A 21961-nucleotide genomic window follows, 5' to 3' on the forward strand; every position below is an offset into this window, starting at 1 on the left:
CTTCGACACGCTCAACCAACAACTTCTGCCGAACTATCGACAAAAGCCTCGGAACCGTGCCATAGTCCAGACCGTGACGTCCAACGACGCCGTCGCACCGACGGCCAGCACCCCGACGCAGCCCGTGCTGCGCGCGACCGGGGTGACCAAGCGCTTCTTCGGCAACGCCGTCCTCGAGGACGTGACCCTCGAGCTGCACCCCGGCCAGGTCCACGGCCTGGTGGGGGAGAACGGCGCCGGCAAGTCCACCCTCATGAAGGTCCTCGCCGGGGTGCACCAGCCCGACGAGGGCAGCGTCGAGATCGGCGGTGAGACCCAGCACTTCACCCACCCGATCCAGGCGCAGCAGGCCGGCCTGTCCACGGTCTTCCAGGAGTTCAACCTCCTGCCCGACCGCACGGTGGCGGAGAACATCTACCTCGGTCGCGAGCCGCGCAGGGGGCCGCTCGTCGACACCGCCGCGATGCGCCGCGCCACCGCCGAGCTGCTCGACGGCCTCGGCGTCACCGGCCTCGACCCGGATCGCACCGTGCGCTCCCTGTCGGTCGCCGAGCAGCAGATCGTCGAGATCGCCAAGGCGGTCAGCTACGACTCGCGCATCATCTCGATGGACGAGCCGACCGCCGCGCTCGCCGACCACGAGGTCGAGCTGCTCTACGCCATCATCCGCCGGCTCCTCGACCGCGACGTCGCGATCCTCTACGTCTCCCACCGGCTCAAGGAGATCTTCGACCTCTGCGACACCATCACCGTCCTCAAGGACGGCCAGCAGGTCACCACCCAGCCGGCCTCCGAGCTCGACGAAGGCGCCCTCGTGCGCCTCATGGTCGGCCGCGAGATGTCCGCCTTCTTCCCCGAGCCCACCCCCGGCACCGAGGTGGGGGAGCCGCTGCTCACCCTCTCCGGCGCCGGCAACGGGTATGTCGACGGCATCGACCTCACGTTGCGCGCCGGCGAGATCGTCGGTCTGGCCGGGCTGCAGGGCTCGGGCCGCACCGAGCTCGTCGAGTCGGTCTTCGGCGTCACCCCGCTCACCCGCGGCACCCTCACCCTCGACGGCGAGACCACGACCATCGGCTCACCCCGGCAGGCGATCCGCCGCGGCCTCGCCCTCATCACCGAGGACCGCAAGGCCAAGGGGCTCGCGCTCGGCCAGTCCGTCCTCGACAACGCCCTCGGCGTCGTCCGCTCCGTCTTCCCCGGTCGCACCGGCGACGCCCGCTCCGGTATGCCGGGGGTCCTGTCCTCCCTCGAGGTCGCCGCCCGCTCGCTGGACCAGGAGGTGCAGTTCCTCTCCGGCGGCAACCAGCAGAAGGTCGTCCTGGCTCGCTGGCTCTCGGTCGACCCCCGCGTCATGCTCATGGACGAGCCCACCCGCGGCATCGACGTCGGGGCCAAGCACGCGATCTACGAGCTCATGCGCGGCCTGGCCGCCGACGGCGTCGGCATCCTCATGGTCTCCAGCGAGCTGCCCGAGGTCATCGGCATGTCCGACCGCATCCTCGTCATGCGTGACGGCCGCCTCGCCGGGGAGCTGCCCCGCGGCGCCACCGAGGAGGACGTCCTCGCCCTGGCCACCGGCGCGGCCGAGCACGAGGAGATCGTCGCGTGAACGCCCTCGCCCGCCTCCGGCCCACCCAGCTCACGAGCACCGGCATCGTCTACCTCGTCCTCGTGCTGGTCCTCGTCCTGGGTGCGGTCATCACCGCCGCCTCGGGCCGCAACTTCTTCAGCGGCGGCAACATCTCGGCGATCCTCACCGGCACGAGCATCCTCGGCTTCATCGCCATCGGCCAGACCCTCGTCATCCTCGCCGGCAGCCTGGACCTCTCGGTGCCCTACGTCGCCAGCCTCGCCAGCCTCCTCGGCGGCGTCACGATGGCCGGCCAGACCGGCAACATCCCGCTGGCCGTCGTCACCGCCCTCGGCGTCGCCGCGCTCATCGGCCTGGTCAACGGCCTCGTCGTCGCCTACCTCCACGTCCACGGCTTCATCGCCACCCTCGGCATGGGCCTCATCCTCGCCGGCTACCTCGGCACCACCTACAAGGGCTCGGCCGGCTCCGCGCCCCGCGACTTCCGCCTCATCGGCGCCCTCAACATCGGCCCGGTGCCGCTGTCGACGATCATCATGCTCGGCTGCGCGGTCCTGGTGATCCTGCTGCTGCGCCGCACCCGCATCGGCCACCACCTGTATGCCGTGGGCGGCAACAAGGACGTCGCCCGCCTCTCCGGGGTCCGCACCCAGCCGCCGGTCGTCCTCGCGCACGTCCTGTGCTCGGTGCTCGCCGGGATGGCGGGTCTGCTGCTGCTGGCCCGCCTCTCGGTCGGCAGCCCCACCATCGGCACCCAGGGCGGCTACGACCTCATGTCCATCGCCGCCGTCGTGCTCGGCGGCACCGTCCTCGCGGGTGGCAAGGGCAACATCCTCGGCACCCTCGGCGGCGTCGCGATCTTCGCGGTCATGGACAACGTCATGAGCGTCATGCAGCTCAACGCCTTCCTCCAGGACGTCGTCCGCGGCCTGGTCATCGTCATCGCGGTCGCGGTCTACGCCCGCCGCAACGCCGACCTGCGCCCGGCCCGCTTCGAGCGGTCCGGCGCGGCACGGCATACCCCCGCCCCCACGACCGCGGGAGGTGCCGCATGACGACCGCCGACGCCACCACGACCCGGGGCGCCACCCTGCCCATGAGCGAGGGCGGGACCGCCGCCCGTCTGGGCCGCACCCTGCGCACCCCCGGCGGCGCCGTCTTCGTCCTCGTCGCCGTCCTGCTCGTCGGCGTCGTCGCGGCCAACCCCAGCTTCGGCGAGCCCGGCTCGCTCATCCGGTTCATCGGTCGCACCGCGCCCATCGCCATCGCCGCCATGGGGCAGTACTTCGTCATCGTCTCCGGCGAGTTCGACCTGTCCATGGGCTCGGTCGTGACCATGCAGGTCGTCATCGCCGGCAACTTCATCGGCCAGGACGAGAGCCGGATCCTGCCCGTCATGCTGCTGATGCTCGTCCTCGGCGCGCTCGTCGGGGTCGTCAACGGGCTCGCCACGACGATGCTCAAGGTCCCCAGCTTCATCGTCACCCTCGGCACGATGCTCGCGCTGTCCGGCCTGGTCCTCTACCTCACCGGCGGCGCCGCCACCGGCAACCCGGTCGACTCCTTCCGGCAGATCGGCCGCGGCGGCATCGAGGGCGTCCCCGTCCTCGACGTCATCCCCTACCCGGCGATCATCCTGCTGGTCCTCGCCGTCGCGGCGGTCTGGCTGATGCGCCGCCCCTTCGGCCGCACCCTGGTCGCCGTCGGCGACAACCCGCAGGCCGTGCACCTGTCCGGCTCGGCCACGTGGTGGCTCAAGACCCGCGCGTTCGTCCTGTCCTCGCTGGCCGCGACGGTCGCCGGCATCATCCTCGTCGGGTATGCCGGGGTGCACCCCTCCGTCGGCCAGGGCTACGAGTTCACCGCCATCACCGCGGTCGTCGTCGGCGGCGTCGTCCTCGGCGGCGGACGCGGCTGGGTGCTCTCCGCCGCCGCCGGCGCCTTCGCCCTCGAGCTGCTCTTCACCCTGCTCAACTTCGTCGGCGTCGCCTCCACCTGGAGGGACACCGTGCAGGGCGTCATCATCATCGTCGCCGTCGCGATCGGGGCCCGCGCCTGGCAGGGCGGCCGCCGACGACGCAACACCGAACCGACCACCCCCGGTGCCGAGCCACGGCATACCGGGTCCGCACCCACCACCCCGCCCGACCCGGGCACCACCTAAGGGAGAGATCAATGCGCAGGACGACGATCGGCCGCAGCGTCGCGGCCCTGAGCGCGCTGGCCATGCTGGCGGCATGCTCCACCGACGAGTCCCTCGACGAGCCGGCCACCGAGAGCGCCGCGGAGGGCGCTGACGAGGGCGCCGAGGAGGGCGAGGGCTCGGACGACGGTGCCGAGGCCGGCAGCGACGACGAGTGGTTCGACCAGAGCGAGTACGACGAGCAGGACGAGCAGCGCTCGGCCACCTTCGAGGGCGACCCCGAGCAGCCCTACCTGCAGTACATCGACGGCGAGATGACCGACACCTCCGAGTTCGCCTCCGACGGCGCCAAGAAGGTCTGCTTCTCCAACGCCAGCATCGACAACCCGTGGCGGCAGACCGGCTGGATCACCATGAACCAGCAGCTCCAGGTCCTGCAGGACGACGGCGTCATCTCCGAGATGGAGACCCGCGACGCGCAGGCGGACGACAACACCCAGATCGCCGACATCGACTACTTCATCAGCGAGGGCAACTGCGACGCCTTCGTCATCTCGCCCAACTCCACCGCCGCGCTCACGCCGGCCGTCGAACGGGCCTGCGACACGGGCCTGCCGGTCGTCGTCTTCGACCGCGGGGTCGAGACCGACTGCCCGACCACCTTCATCCACCCCATCGGCGGGTATGCCTGGGGCATCGACACCGCCGAGTTCCTCGTCGAGAACCTCGAGGAGGGCGACAAGGTCGTCGCGCTGCGCATCCTGCCCGGCGTCGACGTGCTGGAGCACCGCTGGGCCGCGGCCGAGCGGATCTTCGAGGAGAACGGCATCGAGGCGGTCGACTTCTTCACCGGCGCCGACCCGACCGAGATCAAGAACTTCATCTCCGACGAGCTCGCCACCGGCGAGATCCAGGGCGTGTGGATGGACGCCGGCGACGGCGCCGTCGCGGCCATCGAGGCTTTCGAGGACGCCGGCCAGGACTACCCGGTCATGACCGGGGAGGACGAGATGAGCTTCCTGCGCAAGTGGGACGACACCGGCCTCACCGGCCTCGCCCCCGTCTACTCCAACTTCCAGTGGCGCACCCCGCTGCTCGCGGTGGAGCAGATCTTCGCCGGCGAGGAGGTGCCCACCGAGTGGGTGCTCCCGCAGGTGCCGATCACCGAGGACGAGCGCGCCGACTTCCTCGAGGCCAACGACGGCATGCCCGACGGGCACTACGCCAAGTTCGGCGGCGAGGACCTGCCCGGCTACCCCGACGTCTGGCAGGAGCGGGTCATCCCGTGATGATCGGCGTCAACACCTGGGTCTGGGCGTCGCCGCTGCGCGACGCCCAGGCCCCGGGCCTGCTGCAGCACGTCGCCGACCTCGGCTTCGAGGCGGTCGAGCTGCCGCTGGAGCAGCCCGGCGACCTCACCGTCGCCGCCACCCGGGCCGCGCTCGCCGACACCGGGCTCACCCCGTGCGTCGTGGGGGCGATGGCCCCCGGGCGCGACCTCGTGGACGCCGACGCCGCCACCGTCCGGTCCACCCAGGACTACCTCAAGGCCTGCGTCGACCTCGCCGAGGGCATCGGCGCCGCCGCCGTCTGCGGGCCCTTCTACGCCGCGACCGGGAGGGTATGGCGCATGTCGCCCGACCAGCGCCAGGACGCCTACGCGCAGTGGCGGGAGCGCCTCGTGCCGGTGCTCGAGCACGCCGCGGCCGCCGGGGTGCGGATCGGGATCGAGCCGCTCAACCGCTACGAGACGTCGCTGGTCAACACGGTCGACCAGGCGCTCGAGGGTCTGGGGGAGCTGCTCGACGGGCCGCTCGGTGCCCACGTCGGGCTGGCGCTCGACACCTACCACCTCAACATCGAGGAGCGCTCCAGCGCCGACGCGATCCGCCGCGCCGGCGACCACCTCGTGCACGTGCAGGTCTGCGGCAACGACCGCGGCGCCCCCGGCGGCGACCAGACCGACTGGCCGGCCGTGCTGGCCGCGCTGGTGGACGTGGGGTACCACGGCCCGCTCGTCATCGAGTCCTTCACCGCCGACAACGACACCATCGCCACGGCCGCCTCGATCTGGCGGCCGCTGGCCCCGACCCAGGACGACCTGGCCGCCGACGGCCTCGCCTTCCTCCGCCGCCTCACCCAGGGGGAGCACCATGCCTGACCGCAGCAGCACCGGCGCCGCCACGACGGCCCCCGCTGCCACCGCGACCGTCGGCCGAGCCGCGGTCCGGGAGCCCTCCGCCGCCCCGACGCCGTCCACAGCGCCCGCGCCGTCCAGCGCGACATCTTCCGCCGCGGCCGAGCCGCCGGCCGCGGCGGACCCCTCCGCGACCCTCGGGGTCGCCGTCATCGGCTACTCCTTCATGGGGCAGGCCCACTCCAACGCCTGGCGCAACGTCAACGCCTTCTACGACGACCTGCCGCAGGTGCGCATGCAGACCCTCGTCGGGCGTGACGCGGCCCGGGTGGGCGCGGCCGCCGAGCAGCTCGGCTGGGCCGACGCCGCCACCGACTGGCGGGAGGTCCTGGAGCGCGACGACGTCGACGTCGTGGACGTCTGCACCCCCGGCCACCTGCACGCCGAGGTCGCGCTCGCCGCGCTCGCCGCCGGCAAGCACGTGCTCGTCGAGAAGCCGCTGGCCAACACGGTGGCCGACTGTGAGCGACTGGTCGAGGCGGCCCGCGCGCCCGGCGCCGGCCGGTCCATGCTCGGCCACAACTACCGCCGGGTGCCCGCCCTGGCGCTCGCCCGCGACCTCGTCGCGCAGGGCCGGGTCGGACAGGTCCGTCAGGTGCGGCTGTCCTACCTGCAGGACTGGCTCGCCGACGACCAGGCCCCGATGAGCTGGCGGCTGCGCAAGGACACCGCCGGGTCCGGGGTGCTCGGCGACCTCGGCTCGCACGCCGTGGACCAGCTGCGTTTCCTCCTCGGCGAGGAGGTCACCCGCGCCAGCGGACACCTGCGGACCTTCGTCACCGAGCGGCCGTCCGCGGACGGCGACCACCGGGAGCAGGTGGACGTCGACGACGCGGCCTGGGCGACGCTGCATACCTCCTCGGGGGCGGTGGCCAGCCTGGAGGTGAGCCGCATGGCCACCGGCCGCAAGAACGCGCTGCAGATCGAGGTCTACGGCTCGGCCGGGTCCCTGCGCTTCGACCTCGAGCGGCTCAACGAGCTCGTCGTGACCGGAGCCACCGGGGGAGCGGAGACGGTGCTCGTCACCGAGCCCGACCATCCCTACCTCGGCGCCTGGTGGCCGGCCGGACACGTCCTGGGCTGGGACAGCACGTTCACCTCGCAGGCCGCGGACTTCCTGCGCGCCATCGCCACCGGCGACGACATCCACCCGAGCTTCGCCGACGGCCTCGCGGTCCAGCGGGTGCTGGAGGCGATCGAGACGAGCAGCGGGCGCGGCGGCATACCCGTCGACATCCCCGCCTGACACGCTGACCTGACGACGAAGGAGACGCACATGGCACGCAGGTTCACCCTCTTCACCGGCCAGTGGGCCGACCTCACCCTGGAGGAGGTCGCCGGGCTGGCGGCCGGCTGGGGCTACGACGGGCTCGAGATCGCCGTGTCCGGGGAGCACCTGGACGCGTGGCGCTGGGACGACGAGGAGTACGTCGAGGGGCGGCTGGAGATCCTGCGCCGCCACGGGCTCGGGGTCTGGGCGATCTCCAACCACCTCAAGGGGCAGGCCGTCTGCGACGACCCCATCGACGAGCGGCACCGCTCCATCGTCGGGGCGAAGGTGTGGGGTGACGGTGACCCCGAGGGGGTGCGGCAGCGGGCCGCGGAGGAGCTGAAGCTCACCGCCCGGCTGGCGCAGCGGATGGGGGTGGACACCGTCGTGGGCTTCACCGGTTCCTCGATCTGGCCGTACGTCGCGATGTTCCCGCCCGTGCCCGCCGACCGGATCGAGGCGGGCTACCAGGACTTCGCCGACCGGTGGAACCCCATCCTCGACGTCTTCGACGAGTGCGGCGTCCGCTTCGCGCACGAGGTGCACCCCAGCGAGATCGCCTACGACTACTGGACCACCGTGCGCACCCTCGAGGCCATCGGGCACCGCGAGGCGTTCGGGCTCAACTGGGACCCGAGCCACATGATGTGGCAGGACATCGACCCGGTCGCCTTCATCACCGACTTCGCCGACCGGATCTACCACGTCGACTGCAAGGACACCCGGATGCGGGTCGGCGGCGGGCGCAACGGGCGGATGGGCTCGCACCTGCCGTGGGGCGACCAGCGCCGCGGGTGGGACTTCGTCTCCGCCGGCCGCGGCGACGTGCCGTGGGAGGACTGCTTCCGGGCGCTCGCCGGCGCGGGCTACGAGGGGCCGATCTCGGTGGAGTGGGAGGACGCCGGCATGGATCGCCTGCACGGCGCCAAGGAGGCGCTGGACTACCTGCGCGCCCTCGACTTCCCGCCCTCCACGGCCTCCTTCGACGCCGCCTTCGACCAGGGGTAGCGCCAGACAAAGCTCGGCGCGGCCGGTGCCGGGCCGGGCACGAGCACCCTTGTGCATCTGCTCGTGCGGTAGCTCGTGTCACGAGGTCGTCAGAGGCACGCGCGCGTCACGACATACCGCACGACGAACCGCACAAGCGTGCGCTAGAGGTATGGCGTGCCCGGCGCCTCGTGCGCTCTCCGTGCGGCGTGGGGCCGGGTCGCCGCCGGAGGTGAGGTATGCCGACCGCCTGGGCGCCGCCTTCGCTCAGGAGGCCTCCCGCCGGGCCAGCACCTTCTCCTCGGCGTCCGGGCCCCCGGACACGGCCGGGACCCGCAGCAGCAGCACCAGCCCCAGCAGCCACCACAGCCCGAAGAGCACCCACGGCTCGAGCGGCAGCGACGAGGGCATCCCCGGCAGGTAGAGCGAGGCCAGCCCGGCGGCCAGCACGAGGGCCACGACACCGATGACCACGCCACCGCCACCGCTGCCGCCGATCCGCAGCGGCCGGTCCATCTCCGGCTCGCGCCGGCGCAGCACGAGGAAGGCGACCGTGACGAGCAGGTACCCCAGCACGATCGAGGGCGACCCGGAGTCGACCAGCCAGCCGAGCGCGTCCGCCCCCAGCCAGGGCGCCGCCGCGGACAGCACGCCGATGAAGAGGAGCGCGGCCGTGGGCGTGCGGAACCGCGGGTGCAGCCGCCCGAACGCCGCGGGCAGCATGCCCGACCGGCCCATCGCGTAGAGCAGCCGGGACCCGCCGATGAGGAAGGCGTTCCAAGAGGTGAGGATGCCAGCCAGCCCTCCCGCCACGAGGATGGTCCCGAAGGTCTGCGAGCCCCAGAGGGCCGCCATCGCGTCGGCCGTGGCCAGGTCGGAGTCGACCAGCTCCTGATGGTCCATCGCCAGCCCCGAGGCGCCCACCATGACGATGTAGAACAGGCTTGCCAGCGCCACCGAGAGCACGATGAGCTTGCCGATGAGCGGGAACGGCAGGTCGATCTCCTCGGCGGACTGCGGGATGACGTCGAAGCCGACGAAGAGGAAGGGCACCACCACGAGCACCGCCGCGAAGCCGGCGAAGCCTCCGGTGACCAGCGGCTCGGCATACTCCAGCGACCCGCCGACGCCGACTCCCACGAGCATGAGCACGGCGATGATGACGAGGAAGAGCACGATGAAGGTCTGCACGACCGACGCGGGTCGGATGCCGACGACGTTGATGACGGTGAGGACGACGGCGGCCGCGGTGCCGATGACGCCCCAGCCGAGGTAGACGGGGGAGCCGGCGACCGACCACAGCTCCACCGACTCCAGCGCCGGCCAGAGGTATGCCGCGGTGCGGGGCAGCGCGACCGCCTCGAAGGCGGCGATGGTCACATAGCCGCCGACCAGGGCCCAGGACGCCACGAACGCCCACCGCGACCCCATCGCCCGCATGACGTAGTTGTGCTCGCCCCCGGCGTGCGGCATCGCGGCGACGAGCTCGGCATACGTCAGCCCGACGAGCGCCATGATGACCCCGCCGACCACGAAGGCCAGCACCGCGCCCAGGGTGCCGGCCGCGACCAGCCACTCCCCGGTGAGCACCACCCAGCCGAAGCCGATCATCGCCCCGAACCCGATCGCGAGGGCGTCCCAGCGCCCGAGCTGCCGGATGAACCCCTGCCCCGTCTGCGTGCTCATGGCCCGACGCTAGACCTCCGTGAGGGTCACCGGTGCACGATCGTGCGGACACGCCCGGAGGAGTGAGCGAACGCTCACCCGGCTCGGGAATATCTGCGGGCCGGGCTGCACGGGAATCCGCGTCAGCGCCCACGTGGTTGGAGCGGGGGTGAGCCACGGCGCCTGTCGTGGCTCTGCTGTTCACCGAACCCCACAGAGGAGCATCAGTGACGACCACCACGCCAGCACTCGCCGCCGCCTCGGCCGGAGCCGACTTCGAGCGGGTGCAGATCGAGCGCCGCGACCTGCGACCGGACGACGTGCGCATCGACATCCGCTGGGCCGGCATCTGCCACACCGACATCCACATCACCCGTGAGGAGTGGGGCGGCACCGTCTACCCGCTCACCCCCGGCCACGAGATCCTCGGGACCGTGACCGAGGTCGGTGCGGACGTGACCGGCCACGCGGTCGGCGACGTCGTCGGCGTCGGCTGCCTCGTCGACTCCTGCGGCGAGTGCCAGCCCTGCCAGGACGGCGAGGAGCAGTACTGCCTCAAGGGCGCCGTCCAGACCTACGGCCAGGAGGACTACCACGGCGAGGTCACCAAGGGTGGCTACAGCGGGGAGGTCGTCGTCCGGGACCACTTCGTCGTGAAGATCCCCGACTCCTACGACGAGGCGGACTACGCGGGCGTGACGCCGCTCCTGTGCGCCGGCATCACGACCTACCACCCGCTCAAGGAGGCCGGTGTCGGCCCGGGCTCGCGCGTCGGCGTCATCGGCATGGGCGGCCTCGGGCACGTCGCGGTCAAGATCGCCGCGGCCATGGGTGCCGACGTCACCGTGCTGAGCCGAACCGACAGCAAGAAGCAGGACGGTATGTCGTTCGGGGCCAAGGACTTCCGCGCCACCGAGGACGGCACCGCGTTCGAGGAGCTCGCCGGGAGCTTCGACCTGCTCGTCAACACCGTCGGCTCGGGCATCCCGCTGGACTCCTACATGGGCCTCCTGGACCGCGGCGGGGTCCTGGCCAATGTCGGCGCGCCGGAGGACTCGCTGCAGGTCAGCGCCTTCTCGCTGCTCGCCAACCGTCGCTCGATCAAGGGCAACATGATCGGCGGCCTGCCCGAGCACCAGGAGATGATCGACTTCTGCGCCGAGCACGGCATCACCGCCACGGTCGAGGTCATCGACGCCGGCCAGGTCGACGACTACTACGACAAGGTCGTGGCCGGCGACGTGCGCTACCGCGCCGTCATCGACACCGCGACGCTGGCGGGCTGACCCCGCCCCACGGCATACCCCGGGCGCCCGCACCGACACGGTGCGGGCGCCCGCGCGCGCCGTCGCCCGGTCAGAACCGGGAGGAGCTCCCGGCCCCGCTGAAGCTGCCGCCGCCGGAGTAGCCCGACGTGGCCCCGCTCGAGCTCGCCCGTGACTGCTCCACGGCGGCGGAGCCGGAGTGCAGGCCGCTCTGGAACGCACCCAGGTGGTACCAGCCCCACGACGGGTAGGCGGCGCCGATGATCGAGGGCTCCGCCCGGCGGCGTCCGCGCTCACCGCGCATCGCCTCGCTCATCGCCTCCCGCTCCTCCGCGGTGTCGCCGACCTCCTCGGCCACCGCGCCGGCGAGCCGGTCCAGCCGCTCGCTCAACCCGTCGCGGGTGGAGCGGAGCACGTCCAGCGCGTCGTCGGGGGAGACCTCCTGGGCCTCCAACCGTCCGCGCAGCCGGTCCAGCTCGGCCAGGGCGTCGCTCGCGAACTCCCGGAGCTCCTGCGCCTCGGGCAGCCCGCGCGCCTCGGCCGGGACGTCGTCGCTCAGCACCGTGTCGACCTGCTCGAGGTCCTCGCGCAGCGGGCCCTCCTGGCGGGCCCAGGCCTCGTTCCAGGTCGGTTCGCGGCCCAGGAAGACGGCCGTGTCGGCGATGACGTCGTCGAGGTCGTCCAGCTCGGCCGCCTTGTCCCGGTATGCCGTCAGCCGGGTCTGCGACGCCTTCCGGTTGTAGGCGGACCCGGGGATGGCGCGCGCCTCGTTGCCCAGCTCGGTGAGCTCCCGCACCCCGCGGGTGAACTCGTCGTAGCGCCGCAGGACGCGCCCGCCGTAGCGGGAGTCCTCCGGGATGAGCCGCGCGCGCAGCTCGGTCTCGTCCATCGACCCGATCACGTCAGCCATCCTGCGGTCCCCTTCGGCCCGCATGTCGCGGCTGACCCGGGCACGGTGCACCCCGACCCCCAGCCAGCTGCCAAGGCCGACCGCGGTGAGCAACGACAGCAGCCCTGCGACGACGACCCCACCGGCCGACCGCACGAAGGGCCGCTCGATGCGGTCCGCCCCGGCCTCGAGACCGGCCAGCGTGCCGTCGGTCCAGTCCGCGGCGCGGAAGTCGTCCTTGGCCGCGTCCTGGATCTCCAGCTGCTCCTCCGGGTCCACCGTGCGGTTCTCCCCGAAGTACGTGCCCACCAGCCGACCCTCGGGGTCGACCGCGAAGACGAACAGGTCGTCGGCCCACGTCTGTCCGTCGGCGGAGAGCCACTCGGTCCGCTCGGCCCGCGCGTGCTCGAGCACCGCCGTGTTGAGCGCCAGGTCGTCGGTGCGCGCCGCCTCACCACCCAGGGTGGTGAAGACGGCGACGTCGGTGGGCTCGTGGAAGCGCAGCTCCTCCGCCCCCGCCTCCAGGGTCGGCAGGTCCAGCACCTGGGCGCCGTCGTCGACGACGAGGCTGCTCGCAGCGTGCTCCGGGGCCTGCGCGACGAAGAGCCCCACGCTGGTCCCCACCACCCCCAGCAGCGCGACTCCACCCACCACCGCACGGTGCACGTTCGACATGTCCCTCCTCCTCCCGGCGTCCCGGCCGGGATCCTCGACGGCGTCCTCACCGTACCGACGCCGGCGGGGCCGGTCCGGTTCCTTTCGGGCGTGGCTCGCCCCGTCCCGGCGACCGGGACAGACCCGGGACATCTGCTGCCCTGCTGTCCCTGCCGCAGGGGACAACCCGCGGGCCAGAGTTGGTCTCACCGCACCACCCCACCGATGAGAAGGAACACCTCATGACCACCATCACCACCACCAACCCGGTCCGGTCGGACGTCGCCGTCGAGCCGACCCCCGGCCGTCTGCGGCAGAGCCGGCTCTGGGCCGTCGCCGGTGTCGCCGCCGCGCTCGCCGGCATGGGCACGATCGTCACCAGCAGCGCCGTCGACGCCGTCTACGACCCCACCCTCGTGAACCAGCCGGTCGAGCTGGCGGCACGGCTCGAGGAGCTCGCCCCGTGGATGTTCGCCTTCCACTCGATCACCGTCGTCGGCGCGCTGCTCATGGTCGTCTTCGCCGCCGGGCTCTTCCGTCGGCTGACCGCGTCCCTGCCGTCGGGCAGCGCGCTGCCTCTCGTGGCGTTCGCCGGTCTGGTCGGCACCAGCGTGGTCTCGATCCTGGGCTCGGGTCTGGACACCGAGTTCATGATGACCTTCGCCTTCGCCGACGGCGCCGTCGCACCCTCCAGCGCGGCGATGTACAACCACTGGATCGGGACGATCCCGTGGCTGTGGACCCTCGCCGGGCTCACCGGTGTGAGCGTCTTCCTCGCCGCCCGGGCTCGCGCCGTGCCGCGCTGGCTGGGCACCGTCGGGCTGGTCCTGGGCGGGCTCACGCTGCTGCTGGGCATCTCGCCGCTGGAGTACCTGTCCGGCGCCGCCGGCGTCCTGTGGCTGCTCGTCACCGCCGTCGGCTTCACCGCCGGCGACCGGGCATTCCGCAACGCCTGATCGACTGACAGAGTGAGCACCGTGCTGCTCGCCCGCTCGCCGGAGCCGGCCGTCGCCCGTGGGGCGGGGGCCGGCTTCGTGCTGGTCACCGGGGCGGTCCTCGTCGCCAGCGTGGTGCTCGACCTGCGCACCGACCCGACCGGCCCGGGAGCGGTTCTCGCGCTCGGCCCCGGGTGGCCCTACGCGCTCCTCGGCCCGATCCTCGCGGCTTGCGCGACGGTCATCCTCGTCCGCGACCCGCGCCAGGGCTTCGGCTGGGGGCTCGCCTGGCTCGGCTGCTTCTGGGCCCTCGACGGGCTCGCCCAGTCCTGGGTCCGCTTCGCCATCGGGGATGACGAGGTGCTGGCGGGCGCCAACCTGGCCCTCTGGTTCCTCAACCGGGTCGGGGCGTTCCTGCCGGCCACCGTGGCGCTGCTGCTCCTGCTCTTCCCGACCGGACGCTTCCTGCCCGGACGCTGGCGGGTCGCGTCGTGGGCCGCGGCGCTGGCCATGCTCCTCTCCGCCCTGGTCGTCGTCGTCGCGCCCGTGCGGGGCGTCCCGCAGGCCGAGGTCCCCGGCGTCGACGTCAACCTCGGCGCCCTGGCCCTGCCGCGCGCGGTCACCGACGTCGCCCTGCCGCTGACCATCGTCGCCTCGGTCGCCGGGCTGGCCGTGGCCATGCTCAGCGTCGTGGTCCGCTACCGCCGGTCGAGCGGCCTCGACCGGGACCGGATGCGCTGGCTGCTCTGGGCGGTGCTCGCGATGACCGTCCTGATCGCCGTCTCGTTCGTCGCCGACGTCGGTGCGCTGCAGGATGTCACCGTCATCCTCGTCATGGCCGTCCCCGCCGCCGCCATGACGGTCGCCATCGTCGATCCCACTCTCGTCTCGATCGAGGAGCTCCTCGGCCGCACCGTCCTCTACGGCGCGCTGGGGGCCATCCTCGTCGTCGTCGACCTCGTCGGGCTCGGCCTGCTCAGCACCCTCCTCGGCGACCGGCTCGAGCCGCGCCAGGCCGTGCTCGCGGTCGTCCTCCTCACCGTCCTCGTCTACCTTCCGGTGAGGGGGCGTCTCACCCGCTGGGTCCGCCGTCTCGTCCTGGGGTCTCGGGCCGACCGGTATGACGCGGTCTCCGGTCTGGCCGCCACCCTCGAGACCACTGACGAGGGCAGCGAGCAGCTGGCCGCGGTCGCGCGTGCGGTGGCGGACGCCTTCCGGGTGCCGTTCGTGAGCGTCGAGGTCGATCGGGGCAGGGGTGAGCGCCTGGTGACGACGGTGGGGGACCGACCGGCCGAGACGCGCAGCCTTCCGATCTCCTACCGCGGCGAGTCCGTCGGGCGTCTCGTGCTGCCCGCCCGTGGGCTCCGCAGCCGCCTCACCGCCCGGGACGAGGAGCTGCTCGGTGACCTCGTCCGACAGGCCGCCACGGCCGCCCGCAACAGCCGGCTCGCCGAGGAGCTGCAGGCCAGCCGGGAGCGCCTCGTCCTGGCCCGGGAGGAGGAGCGGCGCCGCATCCGCCGCGACCTGCACGACGGGCTGGGCCCGGCGCTCGGGGGAGTGGTGTTCCAGCTGGAGTCGGCCCGTCTGCTGCTGGAGCGGGAGCCAGAGCGGGCCAGGGAGCAGCTGGCCACCACCACGACGTTGGTCCAGGACGTGGTCGCCGACGTCCGGCGGCTCGTCCACGACCTGCGGCCGCCTGCCCTCGACGACCGAGGTCTGGTCGGTGCCCTCGGCCAGCAGGCCGAGCGCATGAGCGTGGCCGGCCCCGTGACCACCGTGTGCGCCGAGGACCTCGGCACTCTGCCCGCCGCCGTCGAGGTGGCCGCCTACCGGATCGTCGGCGAGGCGCTGACCAACGTCACCCGCCACGCCGGGGCCACCCGCGTCGAGGTCCGACTCGCCGTCGAGGGGCCCTCGCTGGTGGCGACCGTGCGGGACGACGGCGTCGGCATCGCCGACGACACCGAGTCCGGGGTCGGCCTGCTGTCGATGCGTGAGCGGGCTGCCGAGCTCGGAGGCCTCGCCGAGGTCACCTGCCCACCCGACGGCGGCACGCTGGTCCGTGCCGAGCTGCCCCTGGAGGAGCCATGATCCGCGTCGCCGTCGTCGACGACCACCAGATCGTCCGGGACGGGCTCGTCGCCCTCCTCGGCGCGCTCGACGGGATCGAGGTCGTCGGGTCCGCCGCCGACGGACGCGAGGCGTTGCACCTCGTCGCCCAGACCACCCCGGACGTCGTCGTCATGGACATCCAGATGCCGCGCCTGGACGGGGTCGAGGCGACCCGGTTCATCGCCGGGCGGCACCCGGGTGTGCGTGTCCTCATGCTGACGATGAACGAGGACGACGACACCATCCTCGCCGCCGTCCGCGCCGGCGCCAGCGGCTACCTGCTGAAGGGGTCCGGTGCCGAGGAGGTGGAGCGCGCGATCCGCGCGACGGCCGCCGGCGGTATGGTCTTCGGCGCCTCGCTCGCCGCCCGGGTGGCCGACGTCTTCGGCCGGGCGGGCGGGGCGCGACCGGCCGACCTGCCGTTCCCCGAGCTGACCGAGCGCGAACGTGAGGTCCTGGACAGGTTGGCGGCGGGGCGGACCAACGACGCCATCGCCGGGGAGCTCTACGTCTCCGGCAAGACCGTCCGCAACGTCGTCTCGTCCATCTACGCCAAGCTGCACGCCGGCAGCCGGGCGGAGGCGATCGCCCGGGCGCGCGAGGCGGGGATGGGCCGCTAGGTTGGGTGCGAGAACCCACCAGCACGAGAGGACGCGCACCATGGTCGACGACCCCGGACCCCGCCCCAACGCCTTCGACATCGAGACCGCCACCCGGGACAACGACACCTACCGCACCGTCGCGTGGACCGGGAAGTACCTCCAGGTCACCCTCATGTCCATCCCGCCCGGCCAGTCGATCGGGCTGGAGGCGCACCCCGAGACCGACCAGTTCCTGCGGGTCGACGCCGGCCGGGGCCGCTGCGTCATGGGGCCCGCCGAGGACGACCTCGACTTCACCCAGGACGTCTCCGACGGCTGGTCGATCCAGGTGCCGGCCGGCGCGTGGCACGACGTCGTCAACACCGGTGACGAGCCGCTGCAGCTGTATGCCGTCTACGCCCCCTCGCACCACGCGCAGGGCATCGTGCAGCAGACGTCGCAGGACGCCGAGGCCGACGAGGACTCGGGCAAGGACGTCCCCCCGGAGTGGACGGTCCAGCCCGGCAGCGGCGAGGACGACCTCAAGGCCTGACCGCCGCAGGCACCGGGGAGCCCCGGCGGTGCTGCGTGCACCGTTGACACGGGTATGCCCTGGTGGGACCTTGAGCCATGAGGTCTCTGCTCAGGGGCGGTGGCGGGGAAGGCGGCCTGTCCCCCCTCACGGGTCTGGTCGTCGCGCTCGGGATCATCTCCTTCGGCCTCGGTGTCCTGGCCGTCTTCGTCACCAGCAAGGACACCGGTGCCGCCACGCTCATCGCCGCCGGCGTGGGGCTGCTGCTCGTCGCCGTCTTCGGGGACCGGGTCTCCACGGTGGAGGCCGCCGGGGTCAAGCTCGGCCTGCTGGCGCTGCAGCGGGCCGAGAAGGCCGAGCAGGACGGCCGCCCCGAGGAGGCCGAGCAGCTGCGTTCCTCCGGCGTCCAGCTCCTGACCGCCGCCGGCGACGTCTCCCGGGACATCAACACCCTGCGCACAGCGATGCCGTCCAGCTGGCGGCGCACGGCCGAGCTCGAGCGGCTGATGGCGCAGGTGCGGGGCAGCGAGATGCCGACCCAAGCGTCCCGGGAGCAGGTGATCCAGCTCTTCGCCAGGAGCACCGAGGGTGACCGGGCCACGGCGCTCGCGCTGATGCAGGCTCGCCCCCAGCTGTTCGACCTCGCCAGCGTGCGTGACGCACTGTTGTCCTCGCGCAGCGGGTTCGAGCAGTACCAGGCCCTTCGCGCGGCACAGGAGGCCGTGCGGACGCAGGCCATGCACCCCGCAGAACGGTCCGCACTGGTGGGGGTCGTCCAGGAGGCATTGGACATCGACGCCTTCCAGGGCGGCGGCGACCGCATCGCCCTGGCCCGCGCCGTCGTCGACGAGGGCAGCCGATGAGCTCTGGGCGCCCGGTGGGGCGCGACTAGCCGGGCACCTTGACGCTGCGCGGGGGCCGCGCCCGGGGGAGGATCGGGGCATGGCCAAGGACACCGACCAGCTGACCTTCGACGACCCGACGACCCGGCACCCCCGCGTCTCCCCGCCCGAGCAGAACCAGCCCATGCCCGGCCTGGACGCCGAGCTGGACCCGCCCGCCGACCGGGGCGAGACGTCATACCGCGGCACCGGCCGGCTGGAGGGGCGTCGGGCGCTCGTCACCGGCGGCGACTCCGGGATCGGCGGCGCCGTCGCGATCGCGTATGCCCGGGAGGGTGCCGACGTCGCGATCAACTACCTGCCCGACGAGCAGGAGGACGCCGACCGCATCCGCGAGCTGGTCGAGGCCGAGGGGCGCACCTGCGTGCAGCTGCCCGGGGACCTCACCAACCGGGAGACCGCCGAGCGCGTCGTCGACCAGGCCGCCGAGAAGCTGGGCGGGCTCGACGTGCTGGTCGTCAACGCCGGCAAGCAGGTGAGCACGCCGTCGATCGAGGAGATCAGCGACGAGCAGTTCGACCTGACCGTCAAGACCAACGTCTACGCCATGTTCTGGATGTGCCGGGCCGCGGTCAAGCACCTCGGGGCGGGGTCGACGATCATCCTGTCCACCTCGATCCAGGCCTACAGCCCCAGCGAGCACCTCCTCGACTACGCCATGACCAAGAGCGCCATCAACACCTTCGGCAAGGGCCTGGCCAAGCAGCTCGCGCCGAAGGGCGTGCGGGTCAACATGGTCGCGCCGGGGCCGATCTGGACCCCGCTGCAGGTCGTCGCGGGCCAGCCCAAGGAGGCCATCCCGGAGTTCGGCCTCGGCCAGCCCCTCGGCCGCGCCGGCCAGCCGGTCGAGCTGGCCCCGGCCTACGTCTTCCTGGCGTCCGCCGAGAGCAGCTACGTCGTGGGGGAGACGCTCAACGTCAACGGCGGTGCCGACAGCCCCTGACCGCCACCCCGCGTGCGGTGCCCGTGCCCCGGTCGGCTCCCGCCGGCCGGGGCACGGTGCTGCTCACCAGTCGGTCGGCTTCTCCGGGGTGTCCAGCCAGACCGTGAAGAAGGTGTCGAGGTCCTGGCCGGAGATCTCGGCGGCCAGCTCGCGGTACTCGCTGGTCGAGATGTCCGAGCCGGCGTAGTCCTCGACCACCGTGCGGGTGAGCTCCCAGAAGGCGTCCTCACCGATCTCGGCGCGCAGCGCGTGCAGCATGGCCGCGGAGCGGCTGTAGATCGCGGGGTGGAAGAGGTTCAGCGGGCCCGGGTCGCCGATCTCCAGCGCCCAGAAGTCGTCGTCCGCGGGGATGGCCATGACCGACTCGAAACGCGCCTGGGCCGTGGCGCCGCCCTGCTCCTCCGCCCACAGCCAGCTGCCGTAGGTCGCCCAGCCCTCGTTGTGCCAGATGTCGGCCCACCGGTGGACCGCCACGTCGTCGCCGATCCACTGGTGCACCAGCTCGTGCGCGACGGTGCTCTCGTTGGCGCGCCGGGAGAAGAACGAGCGGGTCTGCGTCTCCAGGGCGTAGCCCACCGAGTCGTCGTCGACGATCGCGCCGTAGGCCACGAACGGGTACTCGCCGAAGAGCCCCTCGTAGAAGGTCATCATCTCCCCGGTCAGCGCCAGGTTGGCCGACGCGGAGTCCGGCAGGTCGGCGTCCACCGCGTCGATGATGGGCACCCCGCTGCGCGAGGTGGAGGTGCTGAGCTCGAAGTTCCCGACCGACGCCGTCGCGAGGTAGGCGGCCATCGGGTCGGGCGCGTCCCAGGACCAGGTGGTCCAGCCGTCCTCGGTCTCAGACCCCTCCAGCAGCCCGTTGGCCACGGCGACCAGGCCGTCCGGCACGGTCACCTCGAAGGTGTAGCTCGCCTTGTCGGTGGGGTGGTCGCTGACCGGGAACCAGGTCGCCGAGCCGTCGGGCTGGCTGACCACCATCGCGCCGTCGCGGGTCGTCACCCAGCCGTAGAGGGCACCCTCGAGGTCGGTGGGCCGGCCGGTCGTGCCGCCGTAGGTGACCTCGACCTCCACGGTGTCCCCCGCCTTGAGCTTGGGCCGCGGGGTGATGACCAGCTCGTTGCCCTGCTCGGCGTCGATCCGGGCCCGCTTGCCGTCCACGGTCACCGAGGAGGCCCGCAGCCCGCGCAGGTCCAGGTTGAACGAGCGCAGGTCCTGGGTGGCGGTCACGGTCAGGGTGGCCACCCCGTCCAGACGACCCTCCAGCGGCCCGTCCGCGGCGGGCGGCTCGTAGCGCAGGTCCAGGTCGTAGTGCTCGACGTCGATGCCGCCGTTGCCGGCGAGCGGCAGGTAGGGGTCGCCCGCGCCGGCGGCCCCCTCGACATACCTCGGCTCACCGGGCCGGTCGGGCGCCGCGCCGGCGGCCACGGGGGCCGCCACGAGCGCGCCGAGCGCGAGGGTGGCCGGGACGATCCTGCGGGTGGTGCGAGGGTGCATCGTGCTCTCCTGTCCTTCGAGGTATGACGTCGGTGTCGTCCGCGCTCCCGCGGCGGTCGGCGGTCGTCCGGGTCGCGACGGCCGGGTCAGTCGCGGCGGTAGGGGTCGCGCGGGTCCTGGCCGGGAGGCGGCGTGGGGCCCTCGCCCGGCCTCCCCTGCCCGTAGCCCGGCTCGCCGGAGGGCGGCTGGCCGTAGCCCTGCTGGGGCGCCTGCGGGTAGCCGCTGTCCTGCGGCGGGCCGTAGCCCTGCTGCGGGTAGGCGTGGCCGGTGCCGTAGCCGTAGCCACCGGGCGGCCCGTCCACGGCCTTCTTGTCGCGGCTGCGGCCGACCAGCCACATGACGAGGCCGACGACCGTGATGATGAGCAGCGGGATGAGCAGCAGCAGGCCCAGGGCGGCCACCCCCAGGGCGACCGTGGCGCCGAGGCTGACGTTGGGGGAGAGGCTTGTGGTGGCCTCGCCCTCGCAGGTGAAGGTGTGCTCGCCGGCGACGGTGGCCTGGTAGGTCCCGACCACCGCGGCGTCGGCCTGCGGGTCGCCGGTGTCGAAGGTGCCGTCCTGCGTCAGCGCCGACTCGGTGCCGTCGGGGGCGGTGACCGTGCAGGTCGGGGTGGCTCCGGAGGCCTCGGTCGTGACCAGCCGGAAGTCCCCCTCGTCCATCGCGACGGTCGCCTGCCCGCCCTCCATGGGGGTCCCGCCGTCCTGGAAGCCGCTGATCATCCGGGCCCCCTGCACGCCACCCCAGACGACGGCGATCCCGACGACGACCGACAGGACCAGGCCGATGATGAACATCCACTTGCCGGCCGTGGTCAGGCCGCTGCGCCGGCGCACCGGCGGGCTCGCATAGCTCATGGCACGACCTTAGCCGCAGCCGCCGTGGCGGCGCGGGCCCCGCGTCCGTCGGGTCAGGACCGGGCGCTGTCGTCCTCGTCGTCGTCCACGAAGACGAGCTGCCCCGAGGCCACGAGCTCGGCGATCTGCTCGTCCGAGAGAGCCTCGAGCTCCTCGTCGGTGAGGTCGACGAAGTCGCCGTCGTCCGCGCCGGTCGGCCCGTCGGGCCCACCGTCGGCGCCAGCCGCCCCGTCACCGGCCTCGTCCTCCCACCACTCGTCGGCGCCCTCGGCGGGTGGGGCGTCGTCGACGATCTCGTCGGCGCCCTCACCGTCCTGCGGAGCACGGACGAGCAGCAGCAGGACGCCCCCGATGAGCAGCATCGACAGCCCGACGAAGCTCCCGAGGGTGCCCAGGGCGAGCCCGCCCAGCCGCAGCAGAGCGTTGGCCGGGCCCACCTCGGGCGCCACGACGACCCCCAGGCCCTCGCAGTCGATCCGGTGCTCGCCGGTGTCGGTGGCGGTGAACTCGCCCACCACCTGGAAGCGGGCGAGCGCGGTGTCGATCCCGACCCGGCGGCCCTGCTCGGCGAGGGTCGTGAACGGCAGCTCCCCGCCCGGGCCGGTGATGGTGCAGCTGATCTGCTCGACCGGTGTGGGGGCGATCTCGCCGGGCGCGACGAGGCCACCGGTGACGTAGAGGGTGCGTTGCGTGCCCTCGGTCAGCGAGACCGTCGCGGTGCCGTCCAGCAGCTCGGCCGAGTTGGACTGCAGGTGCTCGAGCAGCGAGCGGGTCGCCCACCCCCCGACCAGGGTCACGACGAGGGAGACCACGGCGAGCAGGCTGCCGAGGCGCACCAGGTGACGACCGGAGCGACGCAGCCGCGCCCGGCTGCTGCGGGACGTCGGGGCCGGGGGGTCGGTGGGCATGGGGACGACTCTAGGCGCAGCGGCCGGGCTGACGCA

Annotated in this window: 19 protein-coding genes; 14 read left to right on the top strand and 5 right to left on the bottom strand. The window is 72.8% G+C overall.

Annotated elements, in window-relative coordinates:
* Positions 1–73: 73 nt before the first annotated feature.
* The 7 genes from EUS26_RS05600 to EUS26_RS05630 are packed head-to-tail and all read left to right on the top strand — an operon-like array spanning position 74 to position 8212.
* The gene (locus EUS26_RS05600; protein WP_130012201.1) at positions 74–1612 is read left to right on the top strand and encodes a sugar ABC transporter ATP-binding protein; all 1539 of its coding nucleotides are present in this window, start codon (positions 74–76) and stop codon (positions 1610–1612) included.
* Positions 1609–2649, top strand: coding sequence for an ABC transporter permease (locus EUS26_RS05605; RefSeq protein ID WP_130012202.1), 1041 nt, complete (start codon positions 1609–1611; stop codon positions 2647–2649). Before EUS26_RS05600 ends, EUS26_RS05605 begins: the two co-directional genes overlap by 4 nt.
* The gene (locus EUS26_RS05610) at positions 2646–3758 is read left to right on the top strand and encodes an ABC transporter permease (RefSeq protein ID WP_130012203.1); all 1113 of its coding nucleotides are present in this window, start codon (positions 2646–2648) and stop codon (positions 3756–3758) included. The genes EUS26_RS05605 and EUS26_RS05610 overlap by 4 nt, the downstream gene beginning before the upstream one ends.
* Positions 3759–3769: 11 nt before the next feature.
* Positions 3770–5026 carry a substrate-binding domain-containing protein gene (locus EUS26_RS05615; protein ID WP_130012204.1) on the top strand — a complete coding sequence of 419 codons (1257 nt, stop codon included), beginning with the start codon at positions 3770–3772 and terminating at the stop codon, positions 5024–5026.
* Positions 5026–5898 (top strand): sugar phosphate isomerase/epimerase family protein, encoded by an 873-nt coding sequence (locus EUS26_RS05620; protein ID WP_130012263.1) that lies wholly within the window; start codon positions 5026–5028, stop codon positions 5896–5898. Before EUS26_RS05615 ends, EUS26_RS05620 begins: the two co-directional genes overlap by 1 nt.
* Positions 5891–7180 carry a Gfo/Idh/MocA family protein gene (locus EUS26_RS05625; RefSeq protein ID WP_202865063.1) on the top strand — a complete coding sequence of 430 codons (1290 nt, stop codon included), beginning with the start codon at positions 5891–5893 and terminating at the stop codon, positions 7178–7180. Before EUS26_RS05620 ends, EUS26_RS05625 begins: the two co-directional genes overlap by 8 nt.
* Before the next feature lie 30 nt (positions 7181–7210).
* Complete coding sequence (locus EUS26_RS05630) at positions 7211–8212, top strand: sugar phosphate isomerase/epimerase family protein (protein ID WP_130012205.1); 1002 nt, start codon at positions 7211–7213, stop codon at positions 8210–8212.
* A 246-nt stretch (positions 8213–8458) separates the two neighbouring features.
* On the opposite strand, the gene EUS26_RS05635 is transcribed toward EUS26_RS05630, so the two are convergent.
* Positions 8459–9877 (bottom strand): APC family permease, encoded by a 1419-nt coding sequence (locus tag EUS26_RS05635; RefSeq protein ID WP_130012206.1) that lies wholly within the window; start codon positions 9875–9877, stop codon positions 8459–8461.
* 206 nt (positions 9878–10083) lie between these two features.
* Here EUS26_RS05635 and EUS26_RS05640 point away from each other — a divergent pair, with 206 nt between their 5' ends.
* Positions 10084–11142, top strand: a complete 1059-nt coding sequence (locus EUS26_RS05640; RefSeq protein WP_130012207.1) for an NAD(P)-dependent alcohol dehydrogenase — start codon at positions 10084–10086, stop codon at positions 11140–11142.
* Between the two features lie 70 nt (positions 11143–11212).
* On the opposite strand, the gene EUS26_RS05645 is transcribed toward EUS26_RS05640, so the two are convergent.
* Positions 11213–12685 carry a DUF5129 domain-containing protein gene (locus EUS26_RS05645; RefSeq protein WP_165368521.1) on the bottom strand — a complete coding sequence of 491 codons (1473 nt, stop codon included), beginning with the start codon at positions 12683–12685 and terminating at the stop codon, positions 11213–11215.
* Between the two features lie 221 nt (positions 12686–12906).
* On the opposite strand from EUS26_RS05645, the gene EUS26_RS05650 reads away from it, so the two are divergent.
* The 6 genes from EUS26_RS05650 (at position 12907) to EUS26_RS05675 (ending at position 18669) form a co-directional block, all read left to right on the top strand.
* Positions 12907–13620, top strand: a complete 714-nt coding sequence (locus EUS26_RS05650; RefSeq protein WP_130012209.1) for a hypothetical protein — start codon at positions 12907–12909, stop codon at positions 13618–13620.
* Positions 13621–13632: 12 nt separating this feature from the next.
* Positions 13633–15690 carry a GAF domain-containing sensor histidine kinase gene (locus EUS26_RS05655; protein ID WP_130012210.1) on the top strand — a complete coding sequence of 686 codons (2058 nt, stop codon included), beginning with the start codon at positions 13633–13635 and terminating at the stop codon, positions 15688–15690.
* A complete protein-coding gene (locus EUS26_RS05660; RefSeq protein WP_202865064.1) occupies positions 15687–16331 on the top strand; it encodes a response regulator transcription factor in 645 nt (214 codons plus the stop codon). The genes EUS26_RS05655 and EUS26_RS05660 overlap by 4 nt, the downstream gene beginning before the upstream one ends.
* Positions 16332–16371: 40 nt before the next feature.
* A complete protein-coding gene (locus tag EUS26_RS05665) occupies positions 16372–16845 on the top strand; it encodes a cupin domain-containing protein (RefSeq protein WP_130012211.1) in 474 nt (157 codons plus the stop codon).
* Positions 16846–16922: 77 nt separating this feature from the next.
* Positions 16923–17687 (top strand): hypothetical protein, encoded by a 765-nt coding sequence (locus EUS26_RS05670; protein WP_130012212.1) that lies wholly within the window; start codon positions 16923–16925, stop codon positions 17685–17687.
* 79 nt (positions 17688–17766) lie between these two features.
* A complete protein-coding gene (locus EUS26_RS05675; RefSeq protein WP_130012213.1) occupies positions 17767–18669 on the top strand; it encodes an SDR family oxidoreductase in 903 nt (300 codons plus the stop codon).
* 63 nt (positions 18670–18732) lie between these two features.
* Here the strand turns inward: EUS26_RS05675 and EUS26_RS05680 are convergent, their stop codons facing one another.
* The 3 genes from EUS26_RS05680 to EUS26_RS05690 all read right to left on the bottom strand — a co-directional run bounded on the left by EUS26_RS05680 (position 18733) and on the right by EUS26_RS05690 (position 21925).
* A complete protein-coding gene (locus EUS26_RS05680) occupies positions 18733–20163 on the bottom strand; it encodes a M1 family metallopeptidase (RefSeq protein ID WP_130012214.1) in 1431 nt (476 codons plus the stop codon).
* Positions 20164–20249: 86 nt separating this feature from the next.
* A complete protein-coding gene (locus EUS26_RS05685) occupies positions 20250–21017 on the bottom strand; it encodes a hypothetical protein (protein ID WP_130012215.1) in 768 nt (255 codons plus the stop codon).
* 53 nt (positions 21018–21070) lie between these two features.
* Positions 21071–21925 carry a hypothetical protein gene (locus EUS26_RS05690; protein ID WP_130012216.1) on the bottom strand — a complete coding sequence of 285 codons (855 nt, stop codon included), beginning with the start codon at positions 21923–21925 and terminating at the stop codon, positions 21071–21073.
* Positions 21926–21961 lie beyond the last annotated feature (36 nt).

Source organism: Serinicoccus sediminis, from assembly GCF_004153545.1.
GTDB lineage: Bacteria > Actinomycetota > Actinomycetes > Actinomycetales > Dermatophilaceae > Ornithinicoccus > Ornithinicoccus sediminis_A.

Coding starts and splice junctions, on each gene's coding strand:
- EUS26_RS05675 (WP_130012213.1), top strand. CDS start 17,767: ATGGCCAAGGACACCGACCAGCTGACCTTCGACGACCCGACGACCCGG.
- EUS26_RS05660 (WP_202865064.1), top strand. CDS start 15,687: ATGATCCGCGTCGCCGTCGTCGACGACCACCAGATCGTCCGGGACGGG.
- EUS26_RS05670 (WP_130012212.1), top strand. CDS start 16,923: ATGAGGTCTCTGCTCAGGGGCGGTGGCGGGGAAGGCGGCCTGTCCCCC.
- EUS26_RS05615 (WP_130012204.1), top strand. CDS start 3,770: ATGCGCAGGACGACGATCGGCCGCAGCGTCGCGGCCCTGAGCGCGCTG.
- EUS26_RS05630 (WP_130012205.1), top strand. CDS start 7,211: ATGGCACGCAGGTTCACCCTCTTCACCGGCCAGTGGGCCGACCTCACC.
- EUS26_RS05650 (WP_130012209.1), top strand. CDS start 12,907: ATGACCACCATCACCACCACCAACCCGGTCCGGTCGGACGTCGCCGTC.
- EUS26_RS05680 (WP_130012214.1), bottom strand. CDS start 20,163: ATGCACCCTCGCACCACCCGCAGGATCGTCCCGGCCACCCTCGCGCTC.
- EUS26_RS05620 (WP_130012263.1), top strand. CDS start 5,026: ATGATCGGCGTCAACACCTGGGTCTGGGCGTCGCCGCTGCGCGACGCC.
- EUS26_RS05685 (WP_130012215.1), bottom strand. CDS start 21,017: ATGAGCTATGCGAGCCCGCCGGTGCGCCGGCGCAGCGGCCTGACCACG.
- EUS26_RS05635 (WP_130012206.1), bottom strand. CDS start 9,877: ATGAGCACGCAGACGGGGCAGGGGTTCATCCGGCAGCTCGGGCGCTGG.
- EUS26_RS05690 (WP_130012216.1), bottom strand. CDS start 21,925: ATGCCCACCGACCCCCCGGCCCCGACGTCCCGCAGCAGCCGGGCGCGG.
- EUS26_RS05645 (WP_165368521.1), bottom strand. CDS start 12,685: ATGTCGAACGTGCACCGTGCGGTGGTGGGTGGAGTCGCGCTGCTGGGG.
- EUS26_RS05665 (WP_130012211.1), top strand. CDS start 16,372: ATGGTCGACGACCCCGGACCCCGCCCCAACGCCTTCGACATCGAGACC.
- EUS26_RS05625 (WP_202865063.1), top strand. CDS start 5,891: ATGCCTGACCGCAGCAGCACCGGCGCCGCCACGACGGCCCCCGCTGCC.
- EUS26_RS05610 (WP_130012203.1), top strand. CDS start 2,646: ATGACGACCGCCGACGCCACCACGACCCGGGGCGCCACCCTGCCCATG.